This window comes from Bacillota bacterium (genome assembly GCA_024655925.1).
Lineage (GTDB): Bacteria > Bacillota > DTU025 > DTU025 > JANLFS01 > JANLFS01.
Window position 1 is genome coordinate 1 of sequence record JANLFS010000010.1, and the last position, 21335, is coordinate 21335.

The 21335-nt window shown below is 57.3% G+C and carries 22 protein-coding genes; all 22 read left to right on the plus strand.

The features are described from left to right. A partial coding sequence (locus NUW23_02570) for an aminotransferase class I/II-fold pyridoxal phosphate-dependent enzyme (protein ID MCR4425061.1) occupies positions 1–693 on the plus strand: 693 nt, incomplete at its 5' end. 33 nt (positions 694–726) lie between these two features. Further along, entirely contained in the window at positions 727–1395 is a 669-nt protein-coding gene (locus NUW23_02575; protein MCR4425062.1) for a 4-carboxy-4-hydroxy-2-oxoadipate aldolase/oxaloacetate decarboxylase, read from the plus strand. Between the two features lie 36 nt (positions 1396–1431). Further along, on the plus strand, positions 1432–2706 hold the full coding sequence (locus NUW23_02580; GenBank protein MCR4425063.1) for an ABC transporter substrate-binding protein: 1275 nt from the start codon (positions 1432–1434) through the stop codon (positions 2704–2706). Between the two features lie 96 nt (positions 2707–2802). Continuing rightward, complete coding sequence (locus NUW23_02585) at positions 2803–3669, plus strand: branched-chain amino acid ABC transporter permease (GenBank protein MCR4425064.1); 867 nt, start codon at positions 2803–2805, stop codon at positions 3667–3669. Positions 3670–3673: 4 nt separating this feature from the next. Continuing rightward, entirely contained in the window at positions 3674–4651 is a 978-nt protein-coding gene (locus NUW23_02590; GenBank protein MCR4425065.1) for a branched-chain amino acid ABC transporter permease, read from the plus strand. Then, positions 4644–5360 carry an ABC transporter ATP-binding protein gene (locus tag NUW23_02595; GenBank protein ID MCR4425066.1) on the plus strand — a complete coding sequence of 239 codons (717 nt, stop codon included), beginning with the start codon at positions 4644–4646 and terminating at the stop codon, positions 5358–5360. Before NUW23_02590 ends, NUW23_02595 begins: the two co-directional genes overlap by 8 nt. After that, positions 5353–6057 carry an ABC transporter ATP-binding protein gene (locus NUW23_02600; protein ID MCR4425067.1) on the plus strand — a complete coding sequence of 235 codons (705 nt, stop codon included), beginning with the start codon at positions 5353–5355 and terminating at the stop codon, positions 6055–6057. The genes NUW23_02595 and NUW23_02600 overlap by 8 nt, the downstream gene beginning before the upstream one ends. Positions 6058–6100: 43 nt before the next feature. After that, on the plus strand, positions 6101–7078 hold the full coding sequence (locus NUW23_02605; GenBank protein MCR4425068.1) for a leucyl aminopeptidase: 978 nt from the start codon (positions 6101–6103) through the stop codon (positions 7076–7078). A gap of 220 nt (positions 7079–7298) precedes the next feature. Further along, positions 7299–8054 carry a GntR family transcriptional regulator gene (locus NUW23_02610; GenBank protein ID MCR4425069.1) on the plus strand — a complete coding sequence of 252 codons (756 nt, stop codon included), beginning with the start codon at positions 7299–7301 and terminating at the stop codon, positions 8052–8054. 81 nt (positions 8055–8135) lie between these two features. Continuing rightward, a complete protein-coding gene (locus NUW23_02615) occupies positions 8136–9398 on the plus strand; it encodes an ABC transporter substrate-binding protein (protein MCR4425070.1) in 1263 nt (420 codons plus the stop codon). Positions 9399–9518: 120 nt separating this feature from the next. Then, on the plus strand, positions 9519–10385 hold the full coding sequence (locus tag NUW23_02620; GenBank protein MCR4425071.1) for a sugar ABC transporter permease: 867 nt from the start codon (positions 9519–9521) through the stop codon (positions 10383–10385). A 20-nt stretch (positions 10386–10405) separates the two neighbouring features. Further along, on the plus strand, positions 10406–11272 hold the full coding sequence (locus tag NUW23_02625) for a carbohydrate ABC transporter permease (protein MCR4425072.1): 867 nt from the start codon (positions 10406–10408) through the stop codon (positions 11270–11272). Positions 11273–11293: 21 nt separating this feature from the next. Further along, positions 11294–12139 carry a nucleoside phosphorylase gene (locus NUW23_02630; protein ID MCR4425073.1) on the plus strand — a complete coding sequence of 282 codons (846 nt, stop codon included), beginning with the start codon at positions 11294–11296 and terminating at the stop codon, positions 12137–12139. Then, positions 12132–12899: an SDR family oxidoreductase gene (locus tag NUW23_02635; protein MCR4425074.1), complete on the plus strand. Its 768-nt coding sequence runs from the start codon at positions 12132–12134 to the stop codon at positions 12897–12899. Before NUW23_02630 ends, NUW23_02635 begins: the two co-directional genes overlap by 8 nt. A 6-nt stretch (positions 12900–12905) precedes the next feature. Beyond that, positions 12906–13547, plus strand: a complete 642-nt coding sequence (locus NUW23_02640) for a hypothetical protein (GenBank protein MCR4425075.1) — start codon at positions 12906–12908, stop codon at positions 13545–13547. Between the two features lie 626 nt (positions 13548–14173). Further along, a complete protein-coding gene (locus NUW23_02645; GenBank protein MCR4425076.1) occupies positions 14174–14884 on the plus strand; it encodes a GntR family transcriptional regulator in 711 nt (236 codons plus the stop codon). A gap of 74 nt (positions 14885–14958) precedes the next feature. Continuing rightward, positions 14959–16149, plus strand: a complete 1191-nt coding sequence (locus tag NUW23_02650) for a substrate-binding domain-containing protein (protein MCR4425077.1) — start codon at positions 14959–14961, stop codon at positions 16147–16149. A 150-nt stretch (positions 16150–16299) separates the two neighbouring features. Then, positions 16300–17796 carry a sugar ABC transporter ATP-binding protein gene (locus NUW23_02655; GenBank protein MCR4425078.1) on the plus strand — a complete coding sequence of 499 codons (1497 nt, stop codon included), beginning with the start codon at positions 16300–16302 and terminating at the stop codon, positions 17794–17796. A 71-nt stretch (positions 17797–17867) separates the two neighbouring features. Continuing rightward, positions 17868–18821, plus strand: a complete 954-nt coding sequence (locus NUW23_02660; protein MCR4425079.1) for an ABC transporter permease — start codon at positions 17868–17870, stop codon at positions 18819–18821. After that, entirely contained in the window at positions 18806–19783 is a 978-nt protein-coding gene (locus tag NUW23_02665; protein MCR4425080.1) for an ABC transporter permease, read from the plus strand. The genes NUW23_02660 and NUW23_02665 overlap by 16 nt, the downstream gene beginning before the upstream one ends. A 109-nt stretch (positions 19784–19892) precedes the next feature. Continuing rightward, positions 19893–21062: a mandelate racemase/muconate lactonizing enzyme family protein gene (locus NUW23_02670; protein MCR4425081.1), complete on the plus strand. Its 1170-nt coding sequence runs from the start codon at positions 19893–19895 to the stop codon at positions 21060–21062. 27 nt (positions 21063–21089) lie between these two features. Further along, on the plus strand, positions 21090–21335 hold a 246-nt coding region (locus NUW23_02675; protein MCR4425082.1), incomplete at its 3' end, for an aldehyde ferredoxin oxidoreductase.

The following is a 21335-nucleotide window of genomic DNA, read 5'->3' on the forward strand; positions in this document are numbered from 1 at the left end:
CACCAGGATATGGACTCTACTTTGGTACTTGTCTCACCGCATAATCCTACCGGATCCGTAATCCCGCCCGAACTAATCACTGAGATAGCCGAGATATGCGTCGCCAACGATCTTATGGTCGTGTCTGACGAAATCTATGAGAAGATCTTGTATGATGACGCAAGACATCTGAGCATTGCGAGTCTTCCGGGCATGCGCGACCGCACCGTAACCATCAACGGCTTCTCAAAGAGCTATTCAATGACTGGCTGGCGGTTGGGATATGCGGCTGCTAGCGTCGAGCTCATGAGTGCGTTGATCCGTGTACATCAGTACACTACTGTGTGCGCAACGTCCTTTGCCCAGGTAGGGGCAGTGGCTGCCCTGAACGGTCCTCAGGAATGCGTGGAACAGATGGTGGCTGAATTCGCCCGTCGAAGGCGACTAGTTGTTGACTCCCTCAAGGCAATGCCGGGCGTCACATGTGCGGTTCCCGATGGTGCCTTCTATGTCTTCCCTTCCTTCAAGCAACTGGGTATGTCCTCCCAGGAAGTGTCGCAGTCTCTCTTGAACGACGCCTTTGTCGTGACTGTTCCAGGGTCCGATTTCGGCGGCTACGGTGAGGGTCACGTCAGAATGGCCTATTCCAACTCCTACGAGAAACTGGAAGAGGCTATGGAGAGAGTCGCATCATGGGTGAGCAGCCGTGTATAGCAGCAGAGACCCACGAAAGGATCGGTGTTTAGAATGCACGTAATACGGAATGTGTCCAAGCCTGAGCCCGCACTAGTGCGCCAATTCCTCGGGATGTCCACTGCCACAATCCACGAGGCCATGGGACGAAAGGGTGCGTTGGACTCCCATATCAAGCCCATCAGCCGGGGGATGAAACTCGCGGGACCCGCAATCACAGTGGAAGCTCCGTTCGGTGACAATTTAATGCTCCACAAGGCCATCGAAGTGGCAGGACCTGGTGATGTGATTGTATGCAACGCGGGTGGGGGAACAGAGGCGGGCGTCTGGGGGGAGATTATGGCTGTCGCCGCACAGGCCCGAGGTATAGCTGGGATTGTGGTCGACGGCTCTGTTCGCGACTCCGAGGCAATGACCAGGCGAGGCTTTCCCGTGTTCTCGAGAGGCATTTGCATCAAGGGAACCATCAAGGAGTCCTTGGGTCCGATAAACCATCCGATGTCACTCGCAGGAGTGATGATCTTTCCGGGTGACATCGTTGTGGGGGACGACGATGGGGTCGTAGTGATACCACGCAACGACGCGGATACGGTCTTGAAGAAGTGCCAGGAGCGGGAGGCCAAAGAGAAAGGGATCATGAAGCGCCTTGAGGCTGGGGAGTTGACGCTCGATATCTACGGCTTCAGAGAGACCCTCAGTAGGAACGGACTAACCGAGGAATGACGGCCAGCAGCAATCCAAATTGGGAGGTATGCCAGTATGAAGCGATCTCTGGTTAGGCTTGCGATTATGTTGCCCGTTCTGGCTCTGGTCTTCGGCCTACTCGCTGTACCCATTCTGGGCAAGGTTGACACGGTCAAAGTGGGGGTCATCTATCCGCTAACAGGCAGCGCGGCTGCCACAGGGAAAGACTACATCGCCGCCTACCAACTTGCGGCGGACATTGTGAACAACAAGATGGACCTGGATTTCCCATTCGCGCGCACTGAAGGCATCCCCGCGTTGGGAGGAGCCATGATCGAGATCGTACCTGCGGACAGTCAGGGTAGCCCGGAAGTCGGACGCGCTGAAGCCGAAAGACTGATCTCCAGTGTGAAGCCCACTGCGCTGATGGGGTGCCATCACAGCGCTGTGACGAAGACTGCGTCCCAAGCCGCGGAGAGGTTTGGAACCGTATTCCTCTGTCCTGATTCTACTTCCCCTGCACTGACAGAGAGAGGGTATGAGTGGTTCTTCCGGAGCGGCCCAACGGACACTACCTTCATTGAGGATACCTTCGACTTCATCGAGGATCTGAAGAAGGCACGAGGCCTTAAAGTGGAAACCGTGGCCATCGTGTCTGAGGACACCGAATTTGGCAAGAACATCTCCGTCGTCGAGGAGCAGATGGCAGCAACCAGAGGCTACAGAGTCGTGGAGAAGATCACCTTCCAGAACAACTCGACGAACGTCAACAGCGAAGTGCTCAGGCTGAAACGCGCCAATCCTGACGTTATCCTGATGGCTGCCTACACTTCGGACACGATCCTCTTTGTTCGGACATTCAAGGAGCAGAAGTACACTCCGCCAGCGGTAATCGGCCAGAGAGCTGGTTTCATTTCCCCGGAGATCTTCACGACTCTTGGCAAGGATGCGGACTACCTGTTTACGACCAACGTATGGGCGCCAGATCTAGGGGAGAAGCGTCCTATCGTCAAAAGGATCAACGAGCTGTATCGAGCGAAGACCGGCAAAGACCTCACTGGGGACTATGCGCGAGCATTCACCGGTGCGTTCATCCTTGTTGATGCAATTAACAGGGCTGGATCGGTAAACCCAGAAGCTATAAGAAAAGCGCTTTTGGCAACGGACTATCCTGGATCTCAGCTTATCGTCCCATGGGCTGGTGTTCGGTTCGATCAGAAGACGCATCAGAACACGCTCGGGCGCGGAATCATCACTCAGGCTATCGGCGGCGTGTATCGCACCGTGTGGCCGTTCGACCTCGCTTCGCAAGAGGCAGTCTGGCCCGTGCCTGCGTGGGACAAACGCTAGCGAGATACTCGGTTCCCGGGCACGGGTGGGCACAGCGCGTCCCGTGCCCGGTTTCCCCAGGGTTTCCCATTGGCAAGAGCGAGGGGGGCATCAAGCTTGAGTGGTACCCAGGTGTTTGCCCAGACTGTGCTCAACGGTTTACTGATGGGCTGCATAATCGCCCTGGTGGCCATCGGAATCGCCCTGATAAGGGGAGTCATGGACATGGTGAACTTCGCACAGGGCGAGTTCCTGATGCTTGGGATGTACTGTGCGTTCTGGGTCAACCGCCTTACCGGCCTTGATCCTTTGCTGACTGCTCCGATAGCTGGAGCTGTCCTTTTCGTGCTCGGCGCCGTCATGTACAAGACACTGGTCAGACGGGTAGTAGGGGCGCCCATGTTGGCGCAAGTGCTTCTCACGTTTGGTTTCTCCATTGTTCTTGTCAACACAGCACTGTTCCTGTGGGGAGCCGAGTTTCGGACCATACCGGAGACGTGGATAAGAGGGAACGTGGACATTGGGGGTGTAGTCATAGGAGTCACGACGCTCGTTCCTGCAGTCGTGAGCGTAATTATGGCAGCGGGCGTCTACTGGTTCATGGTGAAAACCCGGATGGGAAGAGCGCTTCAGGCCACGGCAATGAACAAGCATGCGGCGGCTCTTGTCGGGATTGACACAGAGCGGGTATACGCTTTGGCCTTTGGCCTGGCATCTGCATGCGCTGGCGTGGCGGGCTCAGTGCTTGCTCTGTCGTACTATGTCTTCCCAATGGTCGGCACCGTGTTCAACCTCTTCGCATTCGTAGCTGTGGCCCTAGGTGGATTCGGGAGTATCCCCGGAGCCTTCATAGGAGGCCTGATAATCGGAGTTGCAGACTCCGTGACTGGCTTCTATGTGAGCACAGCGTTCAAGTATGTGGTGGCTTTCGGGATCTATCTTGCTACTGTCATATGGCGCCCTAAAGGCCTTTTTGGATGGTGAGACCATGAAGAACCAGTGGACTATCGTTCTTGGCGCGATAGCAGTGGGCGCGGTGCTGCCATATGTCTTCCCAGGCCCATTCCCCAGACATGTGATGATCATGGTCCTGGTCTACGCGATTCTGGGAACCGCATGGAACATCCTGGGAGGATACGCTGGACAAGTGTCTCTTGGACACGCAGTCTACTTCGGAATTGGCGCATACACCTCTACCATGGCCTTCATAGTGTGGCGTCTGAACCCATGGGTAGGAATGGTGTTGGGCGCGGTCATTGCCGCGTCCGTGGCGATCCTGATGGGGTACCCCACGTTCAAGCTTCGTGGATTCTACTTTGCCATTGCGACAATTGCCCTGGGCGAGATGTTCCGCATACTTTTCGTAAACTGGGAGTGGGTGGGCGGAGCGGTTGGACTTGAACCTCCGATTATCAAGGGAGACAGGCTCATGTCCATGCAGTTCCACTTGAGTAAGGTTCCATACTACTACATACTGTTCATAATGTTCCTGTGTGTGCTGGCTCTTGTCAGGGTGATAGAGCGCTCAAAGCTGGGGTATTATTTCAGAGCGGTGAAGGACAGCCACGAGGCAGCGTTAAGCTCCGGCATAGACACCACTCAGGTCAAGCTAGTTGCGGTAGCCATAAGTGCCTTCATTACTTCGATGGTGGGCACGGTGTATGCCCAATACCTGCTATACATAGATCCCTATGTTGTATTCGCCGGAAGCATCTCGGTGAAAGTCTGCCTAGTGGCGATCCTCGGCGGAGAAGGCAGGCTCATGGGTCCTTTCTTCGGATCAGTCGTGCTGGTTCTGCTTTCAGAGTATAGCCGAGTCCTGTTTGGAGGCACGGGCAGGGGGATAGACTTGATCATCTACGGTTGGCTTATTGTCTTTGTGGCGGCCTTCCAGCCTCGCGGTATACTTGGCCTTCTCGGCCTCAAGAAGCAGTATGCGCCGGAGGTGATGAGAAAACATGCTTAGGGTGCATGCTGTGACAAAGAGATTTGGAGGGCTTGTTGCAAATGACGGCGTGGAGCTCCAAGTCAAACAGGGGCAAATCTACGGGATAATCGGCCCCAATGGGGCCGGAAAGACCACCCTCTTCAACTGCATAACGGGCTTTCACAAGGTGGATAGCGGATCGATCGAGTTCGCGGGAACCGACATAACCAACCTCCCGCCTAACCGCATATGCAGACTCGGTATTGCTAGAACGTTTCAAGTGGTTCAGGTCATGGACACACTGACAGTTCTAGAAAACGTCATGGTGGGGGCGTTTTGCAGAACCAACAGTGTACACAAGGCTAGGGAATCGGCCTTGGCCAAGCTCGACATGGTCCAACTGGTCGACAGGAGTAATAGCGTGGCGGGCACTCTGAACATATCCCAGAAGAAGAGGCTTCAAATAGCCAGAGCTTTGGCGACCGAGCCCAAGCTCATAATGCTCGATGAGGCCATGGCAGGCCTAACCGAGTCTGAACGGCACGTAGCAGTCGATGTCGTAAGGTCAATCCGTGAAAGTGGCATCACGGTAGTCATGATAGAACACGTCATGGAGGTTGTGATGCCCGTTTCTGACCGAGTGATGGTGCTCAATTTCGGCAAGAAGATTGCGGACGACAGGCCGGAAGTCGTCGCTGCCAACCCGGAGGTAATCAGTGCGTACCTGGGGGATGATCACTGTGCTTAAGCTTCAATCTGTGAGTGTCAACTACGGCGGGATCATCGCTGTCTCCGGGGTTTCCTTTGAGGTCTGCCGAGGCGAGATAGTAGCCATCGTCGGTTCAAATGGCGCGGGTAAGTCTACGATACTGAGAGCCATCTCCGCCCTGATACGTCCATCCGGGGGAGAGATCACTCTTGACGGCGCCCGAATTGATGGGATGAGACCTCATGAGGTTCTGCGCATGGGAGTGGCGCACGTCCCGGAGGGACGCCTGCTCTTCGGGAAGATGTCTGTGAAAGACAACCTCCTAACAGGTGCCTTCACGTTGGAGTCACGTGAGAAAACCAGCAAAGCCCTAGAGCAGGTGTATGCACTGTTCCCTAGGCTCAGGGAGCGGGAACAGCAGAAGTCAGAAACGCTGAGCGGGGGAGAACAACAGATGCTCGCAATCGGAAGGGCTCTCATGGCACAGCCCAAAGTCTTGATGCTCGATGAACCCTCGCTCGGTCTGATGCCTCTACTTGTTCGACAAGTACTTCACTTCGTTAAGCGCGTCAACGAGTCCGGAACAACGGTTCTTCTCGTGGAACAAAATGTTCGTCAGGCACTCTCTCTAGCTCACCGCGCGTACGTACTGCAGACTGGAAGAATCGTCGCGGAGGGAACCGGCAGAGAGCTTTTGAACTCGGAGATGGTGAAGCGCGCTTATCTGGGAATGTGATCGAGCCGCAAGCGGGTTTACGAGCGCGATGGAGGGATCGAACTTGACACTTGAGTCTACTAACATGCTGAGAGGCGCGCGAATACTGGTTGATACATGTGCAGCCGTCAGGCCGGGCGACAAGTGTGTAGTCATAACGGACCATGGAAGACTAGCAATCGCCGAGGCTGTTCTCGCTGTTCTCTTCGAGAGAGGTCTTGATCCAGTACTCTGCATGATGGGTCCGAGGGCGACTCACGGGCAGGAACCGCCGGAGTCAATTGCTGCTGCAGCCCGCGAGGCTGATGTCGTGTTTGCGCCTACCACGTTTTCCCTGGCTCACTCTGACGCCAGGTTTAAGGCGTGTCAAGCTGGAGCGCGTTGGGTCAACATGCCGGACTACCACAATTGCATGATGGTATCCGGCGGGCTGTATGCGGACTTCGACGCGTGTAACATCTTGGCTCAGAAGCTTGCTGATGTCCTTACAGAGGGAACCACGGTGTCTGTCGAAACACCGTCAGGGTCCAGGTTCACGTCGAGTATTCGTGGGCGAGTCGGACGAAACCAGTCTGGCCTCGTCAGGGAACCGGGGAGCTTTGGGTCACCTCCCGATATCGAATCACATGTGGCACCGGTCGAGGACTCAACCGAGGGGGTCTTCGTGGCCGACGCGAGTATCCCTCTCCCAGAGATAGGCGTCCTAACAGAGCCGGTGTCGATCCAGATTCACCGCGGTCGGATAAACGCAATCGAGGGCGGCGCGGCGGCGCGGATTCTGTCAGACATACTGACACGTTTCCGGAACCCCGCAGTCTACGTGGCTGCTGAGATCGGCATCGGGTTGAATCCCGAGGCTAGGTTCATAGGGGCAATGCTAGAGGACGAAGGCGTTGGCGGTTCCATACACGTGGGGTTTGGCGACAACCATGGGATCGGAGGACAGAACCTGGCCCCCGCTCACATAGACTTGGTTGCCAGGAAGCCAACCGTCACAGTGGATGGTCGGCGGATTATCATAGATGGCGAGTTGCAGATCTAGTATCGGGTCTGATCTGTGTGGCATCAGCACCGGTAGGCAGAGGTCTGCTGCACTGTGTTTGGCGATGCGTGATTCGAGCCGGACGGGTGGGGATGCTCCCGCTCCTCCGGCTCAGGATTTCTATTTGTGACGATCCGGACGTCTTGCCCTCCGCCGGAAATGCATGTATTATTGTTGTAGGGTGTCCTACAACTACCACCGAAAGAGTGGTACGCATTCAATGGAAGAATGTCACATCATACCGATAAACTCCAAGCAGTCCCCAAATGTGGCGGAACTGGTTCAAGACCAGATCACCCGCAACATACGGCTCGGGGTCCTCAAACCCGGCCAAAAGCTCCCGTCCGAGCCCGAGTACGCCGCAGCCCTGGGCGTTAGCCGTAATTCTCTGCGGGAAGCCCTGCAATCCCTGGAGCGAGAGGGCCTCGTTGTCAGACGACACGGGATAGGCACCTTTGTCACAGAGAGCAGACCCATGATCAAGGGTGGCATAGAGCGGCTCAGCGGAGTCATGCAGATCATCGCAGACCAGGGGCGTGTGCCCGGAACCCGTCTGATCAGATTCGAGCGGGCGGAGTGTGGGCCGGAAGCAGCCCACGCCCTGGGCGTTGAGGAGTCCGCCCCTGCCGCGATAATCGAGACAGTCAAGACTGCCGATGGTGATCCCGTCGCGGTGTGCATGGACGTGATTCCCATTGAGCTTCTGGGAGACTCCATCGACGTGGACGCGCTTCAGAGGTCTGTTTTCGAAGGGCTGGAGAAATCGCACGGGGTCAGTATCAAGTTCGCCGAATGTGAGCTTGTGCCGACGGTGGCAGACGATAGCCTGGCGGAGAAGCTGGCCGTTGACACAGGCACTCCTATACTACTGCTCAGCCAGGTGCATGTGGATAGCGGGAATCGACGCGTTCTCTACTCATGCAGCTACTTCCCGTTCAACCGGTTCACTTTCAGGCTCATCAGGCACCGGTCTTAGTACGCCCCGCCCGGCGGGAGTCGAAGATCGAGTCCGAGGAGAATACAGGCCAATATTGAGTGAAGCGAGGAGGAACGCAGATTGAGAAGAACAGTGGCGGTTCTGATCTTAGTCGGGCTGGTCGGATTGGCTTCAGTCTCCACATTCGCGGCGACCAAGTTGGAAGTCATATGGATGGGCTGGCCCAAGGACAAGGTGGATGTGCTCATCGACGGCTTCAAGAAAGCCAACCCCGGCATCGAAGTGGACATGCAGCTCATACCCTTCGCCCAGTTATTCCAGACGCTTGAGGTTCGATTGCCGTCCGGCGGGACTCCAGATGTGTACATAGTCGACGGCCCGCTAACGCCGTCTTATGCGGCACGCAACTTCCTACTCCCGCTGGACGGCTATTTCACCGCGGAGGAACTGAAGGCATGGTTCCCCGCCTCGCTTGAGACCGGGCGCTACAAAGGGAAGCTCTATTCCATTCCCTACGCCACATCATCGGCAGGCTTGTTCTTCAACAAGGCCGTTTTCAGGAAATATGGAGTTCCGTTCCCGCCTGAGGAGCCGGGCAAGCGGCTCACGTGGGAGGAGGTTGCAGCACTCGCACGCAAGCTCACCATCGATGAGAACGGCGACGGGCAGGTGGATGTATGGGGATTCATGTTCGAGCAGATCGACAGGCCATACCAGCTCCTGCCGCTCGTGCAGTCCAAGGGAGCTCAGGCCATCGGTCCGGATGGGTTGACTACCGACGGGTACATCAACTCCGACAAGTTCGTGGAGGTCGCGACGTTCTACTCCAAGTTCTTCAACGAATGGAAAGTGAGCCCTCAGGGCATTCCGGACGCTGCGAAGTCCAGGGAGTACTTTGGAAACGGCAAGGCCGCGATGATGCTCGGGGCTGAATGGAACATCTCCAGGCTGGCCGATTTCAAGGGTCTCGAATTCGGGCTATCGTCGCACCCCTACTTTGCGGGCGGCAAAGCGGTTACCCCCACAGGAAGTTGGCATGTCGGAGTCAACTCCAAGACCACCAAGAAAGATGCTGCCATCAAGTTCCTGAAGTACATCACCGGCCACGAAGCTGCGGTGGAATGGACCAAGCTCTTCGGACACGCGCCTGCGCGCCCCGGGGTGTACGACGCGCTTCCCGAGGTGTTTGGGAACCCCATGTGGCAGACGCTCTTCTACGAGATGAACAACACCGCTGTGCCGCGGCCTGTGACACCCGGATACCTGGAGTATGAGCTGATCCTGAGGGAGACCTTCAACTCAATACACTACGGAGCGGATCCTCGGACATCGCTGGAAAGCGCCGCGAAGAGGATAGACAGGGAGCTCAGGAAGTACAGGTAGGCGGACTGCAGCTCATCGCTCCTGTAATGCTGCAGCAGTCAGGACAGAGCCTGTGAAAGAATGCTTACGGGGCGGGTCGGGGGAGGCCCTGGCCCGCTCCGCCGCCCCTGGAGTGATGATATGTTCAGAGATACTAAGGCAGCCCTGGTCTTCATACTACCGGCATTTGTCTTCATCGGGCTGTTCAAAATCTGGCCCATCGTGTTGTCGTTTGGTGAGAGTTTCACCTTCACAAGCATCACCGGGGCCAAGACTTTCGTTGGCCTTGAGAACTATGGTTACCTGTTCACCGAGGATCCGGTCTTCTGGGGGTCTGTCAAGACAACGGTGCTCTACTCTCTCATGATTAACCCTCTCACGGTTGCGGCGGCCCTGGGGCTTGCCCTCCTGTTTAACCGGAAAGCTCGTTATACTGGCTTCTTTCGGACGCTGAGTTTCCTTCCGTCCGCAATATCGATGTCCGTGGTGGCGGTGGTCTGGGGCATCATTCTCGATCCCTACTACGGTCTGGCAAACAGTATGTTGAGGATGGTGGGCCTGGCCCCGCAGCCCTTTCTGACCTCGTCCACCCAGGCCCTGATGTGCCTCGCCGCGATCAGCCTGTGGCGCAGCGCAGGGTATTGGATGATGTTCTTCCTCGCGGGGTTGCAGGGTATTCCTCATGAGATTTATGAGGCGGCGGATATCGATGGGGCATCCGGGCTCCAGAAGACGTTTAGAATAACTCTTCCCCTGCTCACCCGCACAACGTCTTTCGTGCTGGTGGCGAACACTGCGTTCAACTTCCTTACATTCGCCCCGGTCTACATCCTGACCAAAGGCGGGCCCAGAGGATCCACGAACCTGCTCATGTACGAGTCCTTCAAGAGCGCTTTCGTGAACCTCGACATAGGAAGGGCCACGGCCATATCATCCATACTCCTGGTTATCATTCTCCTAATAGCAGTTGTAGAGCTGAGGTTGACCAGGGCCTCTTTTGACTACTGACAGAACCGGGGGTACTGAACATGAACAGTGCAGGTCATAAGAGGCAAAACAGGGGAGTCTCACGTCTTGGCACGGTGTTCCTCCTCTGCGTCCTTACAGTCGTAGCGCTGGTCTACCTGATCCCGCTCTGCTGGACGGTGGCCTCGGCGCTCAGGCCCGCGAGCTCACTTTACGAGTACGCCAACCCCTTGACGTGGCGCACTTTCGTCCCAGACAGAGTGACCTTGGCGAACCTCCAGAATATCTTCGTGAACCTTGGATTCGGCAGGGCGCTCGCTAACAGCTTCATTGTGGCCGTAGCATCCATTGTCCTCGGGGTGGCGGTGAACTCCATGGCCGGGTTCGCCCTCGCGAAGTTCCAGTTCCCCGGCAAGGGCCTACTCTTCTTCATGGTTCTCATCACCTTCATGGTCCCGTTTGAGGCGATCGTGATACCTCTGTACCTTGTGGTGAGCCGCCTCGGGATCATCAATTCGTACTATGCTCTCATCCTTCCCGCTGTGGGAAACGGCCTGGCGATCTTCCTGTTCAAGCAGTTCTTCGAGGAAGTCCCGTCGGAGCTCCTCGAGGCCGCCAGAGTCGACGGGGCATCCTGGATGCGCATATTCTGGGGCATAGTCATGCCCCTATCCATGCCGGTTGTGGTGTCCGTGGTGGTCATGCTCTTCATGTTCCAGTGGAACGCGTTGTTCTGGCCACTCGTGGCTGCGCATTCCAGCCAGTATCAGATGGTTCAAGTGGCCGTGGCGACGCATGTGACGGCGGAGGAGGCTCACTGGGCTAACCTCTTCAGTTCTGCCCTTGCGGCAAGCCTCCCGCCAATGCTCCTGTTCTTGTTCTTGCAGAAATACTATGTCCGCGGGATTAGCAACACTGGGTTCAAGTAAGTTCGGAGGTGGACAGGTGGCATGTCGCAGACCACAGGACAGCGGGACTCCAAGACTCACTTGGGGGTATCCGTGCCGAGCCTTCCCGCGACCATGCTGGTTCCGGGGGACCCCGCCCGGGTTCTCGAGATCGGCGCCCACTTTGACGACTACCGGATCGTCGGGGAGAACCGCGAGTGCCTTACAATAATCGGCCACTACCGGGGCATGGAGATCGGGGCGTGCTCTACAGGCATGGGCGGCCCTTCCACAGAGATCGCCGTGGTCGAGCTCATGCATCTGGGAGTGAAGAACCTGATCAGAGTAGGGACCTCCGGAGGGCTTGATCCCACAGTCAGGCCCGGCGACCTGATCATCGCCACGGGGTGTGTCAGATACACGGGGGCAGCGGACGCGTATGTTCCTCAGAACTACCCAGCTGTCGCCCATCATGAGCTGCTCATGGCTCTCATCGAGGCATGCGAAACCCTGCGCTTTCGTTACCACGTGGGCCTGGGGCTGACTGTGGACACGTTCTACGCGACCAAACCGCATCTGATCAGGAGCGAAACCCCGGTCCATACCCAGTCCGAGCATCTCATCAATCAGTGGGCCGAGGCGGGGGTATTGCAGGTGGAAATGGAGACCGCAACCCTCTTCGTCCTCGGGACGCTTCTTGGCTTGCGGACTGCGGCTGTGTGCACGGCTGGGTCAAACGTTGCTTTGAAGCTCAGGCCCCCGGAGCCTCCGTCGAACTCTCCGGCCATCACTGCTGCGTGCAATGCAGCCCTGACACTTAAGGAGTGGGACCGATTGGCTGAATCCGCCGGCGGGCGCTTCAGGCCTTCATTGCTCGCCGAAAAAAGAAAGGATGCAGAAGATGACTAGAGTACTCGAAGGGAAAGGCGCTGTAATCGTGGGAGCGGCAGGCCGGATAGGGCGCGCTGTTGCCGAGGCTTACCTGCTACGCGGAGCAGATGTGCTCGCAGTGGACCGTCGGGGAAGCAAGCTTGAGTTCGAGATGTCTGACGGCAAGGGTGACGGTGACACTGGACGGCTGACCCCCGTGGTCATGAACATTACGGACCCCGAGGACTGCCGTGAGCTTGTGAAGGTGGCCAGGGAGACGCTGAAGTCCGTCGATATCCTGGTGAACTGCCCCGGGTACATCCACCGCGCGCCGTTTACCAGTCATCCAGCCGATCAGCTCGATGAGCTGTGGAATGCGAACGTCAAGACCGTGTTCTTTCTCTCTCAGGCTTTCGGCGCATTCATGGCCGAGCAGGGACGCGGCAAGATCATCAACTTCTCCTCCGTGGGCGGGCTCAAGCCGGAAGTCGGGCATTCCGCGTATTGCGCGGCAAAGGCCGCGGTGATAGCGTTTTCCCGCGTTGCAGCGCTCGAACTGGCGCCCAGAAACGTGCAGGTCAATATAATAGCTCCAGGTCCCACAGAGACCATTCCGTTCACATCGCCCTTCTACTTGGAGCACCCGGAGGTGCTCAGGAAGATTGAGGAGGCCACTCCGGCCGGCAGGATAGGTCACCCCGAGGACCATGTCGGGCTTGCAGTCTTCCTGGCTTCCGACGAATCGAGGTGGGTCACAGGGCAGGTAATCCTCTCCGACGGAGGGCTGGGCCTTGTATAAGAGATCATGAGAAGACTTGTCAGGTACATCTTGGTGTTCATGGGGTTTGTTCCGATGTCATTGGGCCTCGCCCTCATGCTCAGAAGCGGGCTTGGCATGGGGCCGTGGGGAGCGTTCGAACAGGGTCTTGTGCGAATGACCGGGATCACCTTCGGCCGGGCCGCGCAGTTGGTTGGGCTTGTCCTGATCGTTCTCGCCTGGATGATGAGGATCCGCCCCACCCTGGTGACAGTGCTGAACATGGTGTTTATCGGGGTCTTCTCCGACTGGTTTCTTGCACGCATACCGGCTCCGAATGACCCATTGCTGCAGGCGGCGGCTCTCGTGTTGGGGCTTGTGGTGTACAGCGCCGGGGTTGGAGAGTATCTCTGGGTGAATCTGGGCGCGGGTCCCAGAGAGGCGGTGATGCTGGGGCTGTCCAGAGTAGCGGGGTGGAGCATCAGGGCCGCCAGGGTAACCATTGACCTGACAGTCCTCGTTCTTGCATGGTTCATGAAAGGTCCCATAGGGGTCGGAACCGTGACATTCGCCCTCCTCTCCGGGCCCTTGATACAGTTCTTCCTCAGGTGGATGCAGGCGGCGTGGGGGGCGGACGGCGTCCCAGCCATTCGCAGGAGCATCCGCCAGGCGCGGCAAGAGCGCAGTTGACTCCCGCTGCCTGACATCAGCACTGGGGTCTCACCAATAGTGGTCGGGTAGTAGCAGGTGTCCCAGTTTGCGGTTGACAAGCTCGGGAGGCCTGCCGGAGGCTTCATCCTGCGAAATGCCATTCATCAGCGCGCGGCGCCTCACCGTGCCGGTATGGACGTCGGACAGGCCGGGACCGAGCCCCAAGGGGACGGGTACCGGAATGGGAACGAGTTCGGCATAGGCTGACCTCCTTCGCTGGGTATCGGTGACATCCATATACTGCCATAGACCCCAAGGGCGATCAACCATTAATTGGGACTGCCCCAACGGAGCGAATAACGAGTGTGATACCCGGTGGTGGGAGGTCGGTGCTGGTGGGTTTGCCTTTGGCCCATATCGGCATGGGCAGACGTCGGCTTGGGTGCAACATTGGCTTCGCTTTGGGCGGCGCTGTCAATGGCGGATACGCGGCGTGGGACAGTGCGCGGGCAACTCTCGCGCGCTACGGGCGCTCCCGCACCCGGCCAAGTGCCGCGTCTGCGTCGCCGATAATGTAAGTGCAGTCTGCCCCCTAATGCCTTAATGAGACATTATTGACATTTTATCATACGATTAGTATACTGACTGTGTGGAGGAAGTATGCTATGGGCGAACGTTTGATTGTCACCAACGAGGTCTATCAGCAGATTCGAGATAAGATCTGCAATCTGCAACTCCGTCCGAACATCCCCCTGGTAGAAAGCACGCTTGCCGAGGATCTCAATGTGAGCCGCACACCCGTGCGGGAAGCCCTCAGAATGCTCGAGGGTGAAGGACTGGTCACCATTATCAGGGGCAAAGGCGCTTTCGTCTCGCCGATTCATCTTCAGGATCTCGAAGACATCTTCGTGGTCAGAGAGGCTCTCGAGGGCGTGGCCGCCAGGACTGCGGCAACTAAGATCACTCAGTCTGCCCTGGCGGCACTGGAATCTGCGTTCGACTGTGCTGAGTTAGCCTGGGCTGAAGGCCGCAAGGGGGCGCCGGTGGTGGATGAAATCCACTCAGTGGTACTGCAGTTCGGCGGCAACAGGCTGATCAACGATATCTTCTCTCGTCTCCAGGGCCCTATCCTAAGGTTTCACAACTGCGCACTGGCCCTGCCCAGACGGGATGAGCGCTCTTTCCAGGAGCACAAGGTTGTCTTCGAAAGCCTCAAGGCGCGGGACCCCGAGGCGGCGGAATCGGGCATGAGGGAGCACCTGAGGAGTACGAAGGAGTCGCTCATCCGATCGTGGATTGGTGATGAAGCCAGGACGACTCTCTCGATATCTCGAGGATCGGGGGTCGGTGGGCTGTTTCCCCAGTACGGGAGGTGATGTGCTGATCTGAACTGGCCCAGCTGCCTGCGGTTGTGGTTGGACTTAATCGCACAAGACTAGGAGGGTTGACAATGAAGAGATGGGCCGTTGTAGCAGTGGCATGCCTCTTGGTGTTCGGGATGGTTCTCGGCACGTTGGCCGCCAGTGAGAACCTGCCTGTCCCCAAGAAGCGCTACAGAATCGGGTTCTCCAATGGTGAGATGAGTAACTCGTGGCGGTGGGCTTTTGTCGATTCCATGCAGGAGTGGGCACACAAGTTCCGGAATATCGGCCCAGGCATTGACTACGTCTGGACCAATGCCGGCAATGACTCCGCAAAGCAGTTGATGGACTGCGAGAACCTCCTGGCAATGGGTGTTGACATCTTGATCGTGTCGCCGAACCAGGATGAGCCGCTCGATCCCGTGATCGACATGTGCACGGCGGCAGGCGTTCCGCTCATCGTGATCGACAGGTCTCTCGTTCGGCAGCCGGGCGTGGGCACCTACGTGGCCAATATAACGCAGAACTACGCCTTGTCCGGAGCCTACCAAGCTGCGTACGCCCTTGAATGGCTCAAGGCGAAGTATGGCGCTTACAAAGGAAACATCGTTGAGATCCAGGGCATCATCGGTGCATCTCCCACGACTGACGAGTATGTGGGCATAAGGGCGATCCTCAAGCACTATCCTGATGTCAAGATAATCGCGACTGCCGAGGGTGGCTACTCCCAGGTCGGCGGCAGACAGGTCATGGAGGATTTCCTGCAGAGGTTTGGCCCCGGCCAGATTGACTTGGTGATCTGCTACAACGACGCGGAAGCGCTGGGCGCTATTGAGGCGATCGAAGCCGCAGGAAGGCGCGAGCTATTGGATGGCAGGATCCTCGGAAAGGATCAGCAAGTCACTTTCGTTGAGCAGATCTTGGCCGGCCGTGGTCTCATGACGACGGAGTGCCCTCCATACTACGGCCCGTATGCCATACCTACGGCAATCCGTTACCTCAACGGGGAACAGATCCCGAAGTTGATACACCTTCCTCTTCGGAACTGGGAGAACCCTCGTGGTCCCGTGAACTTGGTTCCTGCGAAGAACATGGAAGAGATCCTCAAGCGGCACATCAAGTTCGCCAAGGACAAGCGGCTTGCTCTGATCCCGCCTGAGGCCGGTGATTTCGAGGCTCTGACCGTGGATCTCACCCGCTGGAAGGGCTATGAGGACGTCATGGAGTACACCAGGACCCGCACGTTCCCGAAAGGCATCAAGGACCTGCAGAACATGTAGCAACAGGCGACGTGTAACCGGAACGTGAAGGCGCTCAAGCGAGGGCTCGACATGATGCTGGCGCGAGAGCAGCGACACTGCACTAGGCATTCATTGCGAGCCCTCGTTTCCATACGGCGGCAAAATCCGGTCTTGAGGAAGGGGAACACGGTGGGGGAGCTGCTCAGGCTTGAGAATATTGGTAAGGATTATGGGAGCACCAGGGCTCTTGATCGTCTGACCCTCACTTTGCACGAGGGTATGATCTACGGGCTGGTGGGAGAGAACGGAGCGGGAAAGAGCACCCTGGCCAAGATTGTCTCAGGTGGCGTGAGGAATGACCGTGGGGAGATCGTCTTCCTGGGCAAGAACGTGACCGGTTTCTCCCCGGCGAAGGCCAGGGAGATCGGAATCTCCATAGTGCATCAAGGGGGCGATCTGGCTCCCAACCTGACTGTGCTGGACAACATATTCCTCGGCAACGAACCGACTAGATTCGCGGGCATACTTGATCGGGCTGCGATGAGGGAGCGCGCTGGAGCCATTCTCAACAACTTCGGCGTTGACATCGATCTGGAATCGAGAGTTGAGACTCTCTCCACTGCCTATCAGCAGATCATCACTATCTGCAAGGCTCTCACGGTACCCATGAAGCTCATGATAGTCGACGAAGGCGGGGCTTCGCTTGACAAGAGCGAGCTTGCGAAACTCTTTGCAGTGTTGCGCAAGCTCAAATCTCAGGGTGTCACGGTGATCTACATCTCTCACCTGCTCGATGATGTGATCGAGCTGTGCGATGAAGTCATCGTGCTGCGAAACGGGAACCTTGTGGATGTTGTGAGCGCAACTGAGATAACGGTCACTGGACTATCGGCCCTTGTGGTCGGGCACGAGGTCAGGTCCCACATCGAGGAACAAGTGGCCGAAGGGCTCAAGAGCAAGCGGCAGCGGCTCAGAGTGGAGTCTGTGACCTTCAAGGGAAGCAGCGAACGTTATTCGTTTGGAGTGAGAGAAGGCGAGATCCTGGGCATAACTGGCCCGGTGGGAAGTGGGAAGTCGGAACTGCTTCGTGCCATTGTTGGTCTCATGCCCGGGGCGCACGGAACCGTCTCCATTGACGGACGCAAGATCGATACCAGGTCCCCCCTGAGAATGGTCAAGGAAGGGATTGCGTTCGTCCCTGAGGACCGCACTCAAGAGGGCCTGGTGGGGCTCAGGTCAATCGAAGAGAACATCACCCTGCCGAACCTGCAGCAATGGAACTCTCTGCTCATAGACCAACGTGAGCTGAACGCCAAGGCTGGGCAGGCTGCTGCTGCAGCGCGCATCAAGATGGCTTCCCTAGGCCAGCATGTCTTCTCCTTGAGTGGCGGGAACCAGCAGAAGACTCTGATAGCCAAGTGGTTGACAGGAGGGTACAAGTGCTTTCTCCTGGATGAGCCATTCCAAGGGATCGACATAGGCGCCAAGGCGGACATCGGAACAGTGCTCAGAGAGCTCGCGGCGAGTGGGTGTTCAGTGGTTGTCGCCTCGACAGAATTCACGGATCTGATTGGGCTTGCCCACAGGATGATCGTCATGGTCAAGCACAGGTTCGTGGCTGAACTTGAGGCAGACGACATAACGAACAAGAACATTATCAACTACTACCAGCGGGTTGCGGTGTGACCCGAGCGCGACCCCGATCACGCCCGCCCGCGTCTGTTGGCGCGGGACACGAACGGAACTGGAGTGGGATCATGAGCACAGTAATGGAACGCAGGGGAAGGTCGGTGGACTACAGGGGCAGGTTGAACCAGTACGGCCTAGTTGTGCTGATGCTCATCCTCCTCGTGCTGATGGCGTTCTGGAACCCAAGGTTCTTCAACGCGAGGAACATCGGCTCCATACTGAGACTCTCTGCCATTGTGGGGATCGCCACCATCGGAGCAAGTTTTGTGCTCCTCATCAAGGGTGTCGACATCACTGTCGGCGCCATGATGGGTTTGGTGTCAATACTCACGGCCATGCTTTTGCCGTCCTTCGGAGTCTCTGGCACTATCACCGTCATCATCCTCACTTGTGCCGCAATCGGGCTTGTTACGGGCTTTTTGATCGTCGTGGGCAAGACCCCTCCGATCGTGGCAACCTTAGGCATGATGTGGGTCCTCCGGGGGATATCCGGCAGCATCACCGGCGGCCGGATTGTAAGGATCACCAACGAGACCTTCGTAACTCTTGCGAACGCCTCTTTCCTTGGAGCTGTCCCTTACCTGTTCATCGGGTTCATCGCGGCGGGGCTGGCGGCAGCGTACGTCCTGGATCGGACGAGCATCGGAAAGCATATCTACGCCATCGGGGGAAAGGAAGAGGCCGCCTACTATTCCGGCATCAACGTGGACCAGGTCAAGGTTCTGGTGTATGTGATCGCCGCTGTCACCTACGGCATCGGTGGGCTTTTCCTCTCGTCCTACTTGCGATCCGGCATGCCTTTTACGGCGCAGGGATACGAGTTTCGCGCGATCACCTCGGCGGCATTAGGAGGGATCGCCCTGTCGGGCGGCAGGGGAAGGGTCGGAAATGCGGTTCTGGGAGCCATTATCATCACGTTGCTCTATAGCGTCGTCACGAGCCTCGGAATCTCTCCCTACCTTCAAGGCATGGTGGAAGGAAGTATACTCATAGGGGCTGTCTACGTATGTCAAAGAGACTAGTGAACACGGCCAAGACGTGCCTCAAAGACTATAACCAGGTGTTCATGCTTCTGATCGTCGTGGTTGTCGCAACCTACATGACCAGAGGCGTCTTCCTCAGGCCCAGCAACCTCATGGGGCTGATCTCGCGCGCGAGCATCCTTGGGATCATCGCTTTCGCCCAGGCGCTTGTGGTTATAAGCGGCGGGTTCGATCTCTCAGTGGGCTCGCTCGTGGCTTTCGCGATTACTATCATCGCAGCCGTGAACAAGAGCAGCGGGCTCCTGGCGGCCACCCTTGCAGCCATGATAGCCACGGCGGCACTGGGCGCGGTGAACGGCACCTTGATCGTCAAGACCCGCATACCCCCTTTCATCGTGACGATCGGGATGCTCTCAATGGCCAGGTCTGCCTCGTGGCTGATCATTGGGAGCAGGGATATTGTATTCTACTACTACAAGGACACAATTCAGCCACTCTTCGCGCGGTGGCCGGGTGGGCCGAACTTCTTCCCAATTCTGGTTCTCGGGCTTGCGCTGGCCGGGAGCTGGCTTCTTCTGCACAAGAGCACGTTCGGACGCTATCTGTACGCCATAGGAGGGAACGAGAAGACTGCGATCGCATCAGGGGTCCCGGTGAAGAGGACCAAGGTTCTTGTATACACGCTTTCCGGGTTCATGTGTAGCGTCGCCGCCATCGTATATCTGTACCGTATATGCGGAGCTTCACCGGCCATGGGCGAGGAGTATCTTCTCGAGTCGATTGCGGCGATAACGATAGGCGGGGTCAGCCTGCACGGCGGTGAGGGAAGCGTCTGGGGTGTTCTGATCGGCATATTCGTTCTCGTAAGCATAACTAGTGTACTGACAATCGCCGGGATCCGTCCGGCTGTGAGCAATGCTGTCCTGGGAGGTATAGTTCTTGGGGCGGTCCTGATCCAACAGTGGCTCAAGAGAAGCCGGCTGTTCGTCTCCGTGAACTAGGAATGAGTCCTCGGAGGGGTGCATTCCCCATTCACCTTCCGCCGCCTGGCCGGGGGCAGCAGGCGTCCGGGACAGCGAGATAGATTGTTAGTAGAGGGCGAGGATCTAGATGAGAATTACGGATGTTTCCACATGTGTCCTGAAAGCGCCTCTTGAGCGGCCGTTCTACAGTGCGACCATGATGTTCGACCACCGGAAGTCTCTACTTGTCCGAGTTGAGACAGACGAGGGAATCGTGGGATGGGGTGAGGCCGGCCAGTTTGGCCCGGCTGAACTGCCCAAGAGCGTTATCGAGCACGTCTTTGGCCCCATGCTGATCGGAGAAGACCCCCTAAACACTGAGAAGCTGTGGCAAGACATGTACTGCCGCACGCGAGACTATGGCCAGAAAGGGTCAGTGATCGAGGCCATAAGCGGCATCGACATTGCCCTGTGGGACATAAAAGGCAAGGCCCTGAACCTCCCTGTGTCCACGCTTCTCGGGGGTCGGTTCAGGGAGAGAGTGCAGGCGTATGCCACCGGGCTCTACTACCAGCCCGACTACACTCCCGAAGACTACGTGCGGGAGGCCGAAGCCTACGTTGACAAAGGGTTCAAAGGAATCAAGGTAAAAATCGGAAGCAACGCCTTGGCTCAGGACCTCGCCCTTGTTGCTGGTCTCCGCCGGGAATTCGGTGAGGACTTCCTTATCATGGTTGACTCCAACCACGCCTACAACACCCGCAGCGCCATCAGGGTAGGGAAGGAACTGGAGAGATACGGGGTGTACTGGTTCGAGGAGCCCGTGATCCCCGAGGATATCGATGGATACGTCGAAGTCCGGAGAGCCTTGAACATCGCCATAGCCGGGGGCGAGTGCGAGTTCACCCACTACGGGTTCAAGAACCTCATCACCAGGCATGCGGTGGACATCGCTCAGCCGGACCTCAGTGTGACTGGCGGTTTCACGGCGTGCAAGAAGGTGGCGGATCTAGCTCACCTATTCGGAGTCATGGTGGTCCCTCACATCTGGGGATCGTCAGTCGCTGTGCTTGCCGGCTTACAGCTAATAGCGGCCATTCCTGACCTGCCGCCGACGAACACACCGAGGCCGGGGTTCAACGAGACCCTGCTCGAGTTCGACCAGAGCACAAACCCCCTTAGGGAGAGACTGTCCAAGGTCCCGATCGAGCTTTCCGATGGTTTCGTTGCGATCCCCGACCGGCCTGGGATTGGGATTGACATTGATGAAACCGTGATCGAGAAGTATTGCGTCTCGGGAGATCGTCGACTGCCTTGAAATGCGGAGAGCCTGGGGGTGGATTGGATGTACGGAAACACAGGCAGAATCCTTCGGGTGAACCTGACGACAAAGCAGACGTCAGTTGAGACACCAGACGAGGTGTTCTACCGCCGGTATGGCGGCGGCCGCAACATCGGAGCTTACTATCTTCTCAAGGAAGTAGCGCCAGGGTGCGACCCCCTTGGCCCCGGAAACAAGCTCATCTTCGCCACGAGTGTTCTTACTGGAACGGGCCTCCCAGGTTGCTCGAGATACAGTGTTGTGGCTAAG

What these genes read in the sequence shown, in the direction of transcription:
- NUW23_02575 (MCR4425062.1), top strand. Translation starts at nt 727, where the DNA reads ATGCACGTAATACGGAATGTGTCCAAGCCTGAGCCCGCACTAGTGCGC.
- NUW23_02580 (MCR4425063.1), top strand. Translation starts at nt 1,432, where the DNA reads ATGAAGCGATCTCTGGTTAGGCTTGCGATTATGTTGCCCGTTCTGGCT.
- NUW23_02590 (MCR4425065.1), top strand. Translation starts at nt 3,674, where the DNA reads ATGAAGAACCAGTGGACTATCGTTCTTGGCGCGATAGCAGTGGGCGCG.
- NUW23_02595 (MCR4425066.1), top strand. Translation starts at nt 4,644, where the DNA reads ATGCTTAGGGTGCATGCTGTGACAAAGAGATTTGGAGGGCTTGTTGCA.
- NUW23_02610 (MCR4425069.1), top strand. Translation starts at nt 7,299, where the DNA reads ATGGAAGAATGTCACATCATACCGATAAACTCCAAGCAGTCCCCAAAT.
- NUW23_02620 (MCR4425071.1), top strand. Translation starts at nt 9,519, where the DNA reads ATGTTCAGAGATACTAAGGCAGCCCTGGTCTTCATACTACCGGCATTT.
- NUW23_02625 (MCR4425072.1), top strand. Translation starts at nt 10,406, where the DNA reads ATGAACAGTGCAGGTCATAAGAGGCAAAACAGGGGAGTCTCACGTCTT.
- NUW23_02630 (MCR4425073.1), top strand. Translation starts at nt 11,294, where the DNA reads ATGTCGCAGACCACAGGACAGCGGGACTCCAAGACTCACTTGGGGGTA.
- NUW23_02635 (MCR4425074.1), top strand. Translation starts at nt 12,132, where the DNA reads ATGACTAGAGTACTCGAAGGGAAAGGCGCTGTAATCGTGGGAGCGGCA.
- NUW23_02640 (MCR4425075.1), top strand. Translation starts at nt 12,906, where the DNA reads ATGAGAAGACTTGTCAGGTACATCTTGGTGTTCATGGGGTTTGTTCCG.
- NUW23_02645 (MCR4425076.1), top strand. Translation starts at nt 14,174, where the DNA reads ATGGGCGAACGTTTGATTGTCACCAACGAGGTCTATCAGCAGATTCGA.
- NUW23_02650 (MCR4425077.1), top strand. Translation starts at nt 14,959, where the DNA reads ATGAAGAGATGGGCCGTTGTAGCAGTGGCATGCCTCTTGGTGTTCGGG.
- NUW23_02660 (MCR4425079.1), top strand. Translation starts at nt 17,868, where the DNA reads ATGAGCACAGTAATGGAACGCAGGGGAAGGTCGGTGGACTACAGGGGC.
- NUW23_02665 (MCR4425080.1), top strand. Translation starts at nt 18,806, where the DNA reads ATGTCAAAGAGACTAGTGAACACGGCCAAGACGTGCCTCAAAGACTAT.
- NUW23_02670 (MCR4425081.1), top strand. Translation starts at nt 19,893, where the DNA reads ATGAGAATTACGGATGTTTCCACATGTGTCCTGAAAGCGCCTCTTGAG.